3 protein-coding genes are annotated in these 6,000 nt (G+C 61.1%); all 3 read left to right on the forward strand.

Annotation, left to right across the window (positions count from 1 at the left end):
• Positions 1–475 precede the first annotated feature (475 nt).
• The gene (locus tag CAI21_RS16925; protein WP_116303368.1) at positions 476–1,006 is read left to right on the forward strand and encodes a hypothetical protein; all 531 of its coding nucleotides are present in this window, start codon (positions 476–478) and stop codon (positions 1,004–1,006) included.
• Positions 1,007–1,011: 5 nt separating this feature from the next.
• Positions 1,012–2,892, forward strand: a complete 1,881-nt coding sequence (locus tag CAI21_RS16930) for a tetratricopeptide repeat protein (protein ID WP_116303369.1) — start codon at positions 1,012–1,014, stop codon at positions 2,890–2,892.
• Positions 2,889–6,000, forward strand: a 3,112-nt coding sequence (locus CAI21_RS16935; RefSeq protein ID WP_116303370.1) for a tetratricopeptide repeat protein, incomplete at its 3' end; no start/stop codon positions are given. The genes CAI21_RS16930 and CAI21_RS16935, both read left to right, overlap by 4 nt.

Consider the following 6,000-nt stretch of genomic DNA (forward strand, 5'->3'; position numbering starts at 1 on the left):
CGCCGGCTGCGATAAGGCGGTGTCTATTGTTCGATTTCATTCTGTCTCAAGGTGGCGACATCGTCATTCTCGTCCTCGCTATTGGCACGACCGCCTAGGCTGCTGATAGGTAATTTATCGACACCTGTCGTATACCCCCTAGACGTATATCCGGCGAGTCGTCCCGGAAAGGGGGGCGACAATAAGCGGTTGCAGAAAGCCGCCAGTTCGTCTTGCCGAACCGGGTTCGAAATGGCACGGCGATTGTGCCGTTTTTACAAATTTATCCGTATGAATAATAAAGAAATAACTGCCTTCGTGGGGATGATTTCCGGTTGTAGCAGGCGATGGAGATGCTCGTCGCTGTTGCCATTTGACGACAGTAGATTTTTGTTGTAGGCCCCTCTAGAATCTAACCAACTGCTAACTCAACAAATGAAAAGAATACTAATAACGACTTGAATAATAAGCATAAATAATAACAAGGGCACTTGGGATGCTGGCTACTACACGGACTGTCATCATTGGTTTGATTCTCTGGCTTTTGCCGGTCCCCGTATTGGCGGGATCGGTTTCGCAGGACGAGATCAAGGGTCTGGACGAGCAGGTGCAGGACATCAAGGTCGAAGTGCTCAGCATCGCTGCGGAACTCGGCCGGCTCGAAGAGAAGCTCCTTTATCCGTCAGGGACTCAAGTCGCGCTTTTCGTTTCTCTCGCGGAGGGCGAAACGTTTCGCCTAGATGCCGTCGACATACGTATCGACGGTAAAGAGGTCGCGAGCCATCTCTACACCTACAAGGAGCTGGAGGCCCTAGCTCAGGGCGGCATTCAGCGCATCTACACAGGTAATATCAGCCAAGGCGAGCGTGAGCTGGAGGTGACCGTATCCGGTAAATCGGAGACGGGGGCCGACTACCGGCTGACGCGAACTGCAAGCATCGATAAGGGCATCGGTCCCAAGCAGGTCGAAATCCGGCTGGCGGGCCCCGGCTCTCGCCACCCCGGCATCGACATCAGAGATCGGTAGCAGTCATGGTTCGTCTTCGTCTGCTGCTATCCAGCTGCTTGCTGCTGGGCTGGACAGCTGTCTGCGCTGCCGGCTCCGACCTGCGCGATCTCTATTTCGGGGAGGCGCTGTATCACGCCTATCAGGGCGAGTATTTCGATGCAATAGCCAGGCTGGATATCGAGCTGGGCCAATACTACGGCATCGATGAGCCGCAGTTGGACACGCTGCATTTCCATATCCGCGACGCCGAATTCTCGGTCGGGGATTTCGAGCTGCGGTATCGGATGCACCAACGGGCGGGGCGTGCCGTGGAGGCCGTTCTGGAGGGCGATGTTACTCCGTCCGTGCGCAACGAGGCGGCCTATCGGCTGGCGCGTATTCTCTTCCAGAAGGGGCAGCCGGTAGAGGCGTTGCAGGCGCTGGAGCGGATTTCCGGCAGCGTGCCCGAATCCATTCGCGACGACGTTGCCTATCTGCGTGCGCAGGTTTATATGGCGCTCGGGCGCTTCGACGAAGCCATCGCGGTGTTGCGCGGGCTACAGAATTCCAACAGCTACGCCGGGTTCGTCGATTACAACCTGGGCATTGCGTTATTCGGCGCCGGCCGTCCGACGGAGGCGTTGGTCCAGCTCGCGCGGGCCGGCCAGGTCAGCGGTCGCGATCCTGGTGTACTGGCAATCCGGGACCGCTCGAACCTGGTGCTGGGTACCCGCTTGATGGAAGACGAGCAGTTCGATCAGGCCTGGGAGGCGCTCGATCGCGTGCGCCTGACTGGGCCGTTTTCCAATCGGGCGCTGCTGGCGGCCGGTTGGGCCGATGCCGCGGCCGGGCGTTACGAGCGGGCGCTGGTGCCGTGGACGATCCTGGCCGAGCGCAACGTTACCGACCGTGCAGTCCAAGAGGCGTTGCTGGCAGTGCCTTTTGCTTACGGCGAACTTGAGGTGCACGGCAAGGCGGCGCTGCTTTACGGTAAAGCGCTGGAGGAGTTCGGTAACGAGATTGCGCGGCTGGATGCTTCGGTTGCCAGCATCCGCGAAGGCAAATTCCTAGAAGCGCTGGTACGCGAGGAGCTTAAACAGGATAGCGACTGGGTACTCAAGCTGCGTGAGCTGCCGGAGACGCCGGAAACGTATTACCTGGTGGAGCTGCTGGCATCGCATGACTTCCAAGAGTCGCTGAAGAACTATCTGGATTTGGAAGAGCTACGCCGCAAGACCGCCGCCTGGGACGATTATCTGACCGCTTTCGAAGAGCTGATCGCGCTGCGTCGTGCTTACTACCAACCGTTATTGCCCAACATCGATCGTCAGTTCCGTCTCCTCGACTCTCGCCTAAGTTTGCGGCTGGAGCAGCGCGATCATGTCGCGCGGCAGCTGCACGCTTTGCTCACCAGGCCGCGTTACGACTTTCTCATCACTGCTTCGGAGCGGACGATGCTCGCCACTTTGGCGGAGCTTGAAGGCCGATTGGACGATGACGATCCGGCGAGCCAGGAACTGCTGGAGCGTATCCGCCGCTTGCAGGGGGTCGTGCGTTGGAATGCTCGAACGGAATACCACACCCGACTGACCAAGGCGTTCGCTAACCTGCGCTCCCTGGACCTGGAAATCGCCCGTTTAAAGGAGGCTTACGGCTCGTTTGTCCGTACTCGCCAAGCGGCGACGCAGAGCTATGAAGGTTATGACGAGACGCTGCAGCGGCTGAGAGTTCGTAGCCGAGAGGCCAACGAGCGGATCGTCGTGCTTATGGAGCAACAGGGTGCGTTGTTGGAAGTCATGGCCATCGAGGAGTTGGAGTCGCGCCGCCGGCGTCTGGAGGATTACCAGGTCACCGCCCGGTTTGCGCTCGCCGACAGCTATGACCGGGCGACGATCAGGCAAGGCGAGGAGGCGGGAGAGCGATGAACAGCCGTCTCGTTATTACATGCGGGTTAGCGCTTGTCTTGGCGGCCTGTGCGTCGCGGCAAGACGGCGAGACGCTGTCGTCGCTGCGCCATGTGGAGCTCGAGATCGAGGAGGTGTGGATCGAGGGCGGACTGGATAAGGCCATCGACAGTTATCGGCAGTTTCTGGAGGCCACGCCCCAGTCGGCCATGACGCCAGAGGCGATCCGTCGCCTCGCCGATCTGAAGGTGGAGCGGGAGTACGGTCTGCTTGGCGGCTCTGCGGCTGCTCGCCCCGCGGCCAGCCGGCCGCAGGCGGAGGCGGTAGCCGCCACGGCCGCCTCTGAACCCGCCGCGCAACGGGAGCCGGAATCGGCCGACGAGTTCGAGGCGCGCGCCACGGCTGTCGAGCACGCCTACGCCCCGACACCGGCCGAGCTGGAGGCCGAGCAGCGGGCCAGCGCCCTGGAAGCCATCGAACTCTACAAGAAATTGCTGACCGATTATCCGGGCTACGAGCGCAACGATCAGGTGTTGTACCAGAAAGCGCGGGCCTACGAAGAGCTCGGCGAGATCGATGCGGCCATGCAAGTGATGAATCGCATGGTGATCAGTCACCCGCAATCGTTCAATATCGACGAGGTGCAGTTCCGGCGCGGCGAGTACTTCTTTACCCGCAGCCAATACCTGGACGCGGAAGAGGCCTACCAGGCGGTGACTCGGATTGGCGCGGAGTCGTCGTTCTACGAGTTGGCGCTGTACAAGCTCGGCTGGAGTTTCTACAAGCAGGAACTCTACGAGGAGGGGCTGCATAGCTTCTTCGAGCTGCTTGACCACCGGGCGGCGAGCGGAACGGACTTCGCGAACATTGACGATAACCTGGAGCAACAGCGTGTCGACGACACCTTCCGCGTCGTCAGCTTTAGCTTTTCCTACCTGGGCGGCCCGGAGTCGGTTGACGATTACTTTGCCCGCTTTGGCGAGCGGGCTTACGAGGAGCACGTCTACAGCCATCTCGGCGAGCACTACCTGAGTACGCGCCGTTATCACGATGCGGCTCAGGCCTACGGCGCGTTTGTGAGTCGGCACCCGTTCCACCGGGCTTCGCCGCGCTTCGACATGCGGGTGATCGAGATCTACAAGGAGGGCGGTTTCCCTCAGTTGGTGCTTGAGGCCAACAAGTCCTTTGCCCGCAAATACGCGCTGAGTGCCGCGTACTGGCAGCACTTTGAAGCGGAGTCGTATCCGCAGGTGCTGGGCTACCTGAAGCAGACCTTGCAGGAGCTGGCCACCCATTATCACTCGCTGTACCAAAACGAGCAGCTGGAAGACGACAAAGAGGCGAATTTCGCCGAAGCGCTGGTCTGGTACCGTGAGTATCTGGATTCGTTTCCGCAGGATCCCGACTCGCCGCCGATTAACTATCAGCTAGCCGATCTGTTGCTGGAGAACGAGAATTACGCCGAGGCGGCGCGGGAGTACGAGCGCACCGCATACGATTATCCGCCGCACGAGCAGGCGGCCGCAGCCGGTCACGCTGCGGTTTACGGGTATCGCCGACATCTGAACGCAAGCGAGACGGAGGAGCGGGAGACGGCCAGACGCGATGTCGTTCGTGCTTCGCTGCGCTTCGGCGACAGCTTCCCAGAGCATGAACAGGCGGCTGCGGTTCTTGCCGGGGCGGCAGCCGATCTTTATGAGTTGCGGGATTACGAGCAGGCAGTGGCAACGGGGCGTCGCGTCATTGCCGAGTATCCGCAGGCGGAGACGGCGATTCTGAGAGCCGCTTGGACGGTGGTTGCCCACGGGTCGTTCGACCTGGAACTGTTCCCGGACGCCGAAGAGGGTTATGCCCAGGTTCTGGAGCGTACAGAGCCCGAGGACGAAGCGCGCGACGAGCTCTACGAGAACTTAGCCGCCGCTATCTACATGCAAGGCGAGCGTGCCGTCGCCGAGGACGACCACGAGACCGCCGCTCATCACTTCTTGCGTATCGCCGAGCGGGCGCCGAGTTCGAGCATTCTGCCCACCGCCGAATTCGACGGCGCCGTGGCGCTGATTAGCATCGAGGCTTGGGACCGCGCGGCCGAGGTGCTGCGCGCTTTCCGCACCAGCTTCCCCGACCACGAGCTGCAAGCCGAGGCGACTAAGCGTATTGCGTACGTTTATAAAGAGTCCGGCGAGCTCGCCCTGGCCGCTGCCGAGTACGAGCGCATCGAATCGGAAGCCGAGGATGAAGAAGTACGGCGCGGTGCGCTGCTGATCGCCGCCGATCTGTACGAGCAGGGCGATTTGCCGGGGCGGGCGGTTCAGGTCTATCGGCGCTATCTGCAACATTTCCCCAGCCCGTTGGAACCGGCCGTGGAAGCGCGTCATAGCTTGGCCGCCGTCTATCGGACGCTGGGCGATATGGACAATTACCACGCGCAGCTGGAGCGGATCGTCGCCGCCGATGCGCGGGCGGGGGCCGAGCGTACCGACCGGAGCCGCTACCTTGCGGCCACCTCCGCGCTCGTTTTGGCCGAGCGACTCTACGCCGAGCTGATCGAGATCCCGCTGACCCAGCCCTTCGAGCGCAACTTGCAGCGCAAGCGCGCGGCGATGCAGACCGCCCTGGATGCCTTCGGCGCTTTAACCGAGTACCAGATCAGCGAGTCGACCGCCGCCGCGACCTACTACATCGCCGAGATCTACGGCCACTTCGGCGAGGCGCTGATGGCCTCCGAGCGGCCCGATAACCTCAGCCCGCTGGCGCTGGAGGAATACGAGCTGATGCTGGAAGACCAGGCTTTCTCGTTCGAAGAGCAGGCGATCGACGTTCACATCAAGAACCTGGAGCTGATGTCGCGCGGGATCTTCAACCAATGGATCGAGGACAGCCTGGCTCGACTGGCCGTCCTCATGCCGGCTCGTTACGCCAGGCCCGAGCAGGATCTCGATTACCTGGGTTCGCTGGCGGTTTACGAGTACGAAATCGTCCGCGCACCCGTTGAAGAGGAAGTCGAGGCTGAGGCAACCGCGGCCGAACAGCAAGCCGAACAGCAAGCCGAACAGCAAGCCGAACAGCAAGCCGAACAGCAAGCCGAACAGCAAGCCGAACAGCAAGCCGAACAGCAAGCCGAACAGCAAG

The organism is Alkalilimnicola ehrlichii (assembly GCF_003399765.1).
Lineage (GTDB): Bacteria > Pseudomonadota > Gammaproteobacteria > Nitrococcales > AK92 > AK92.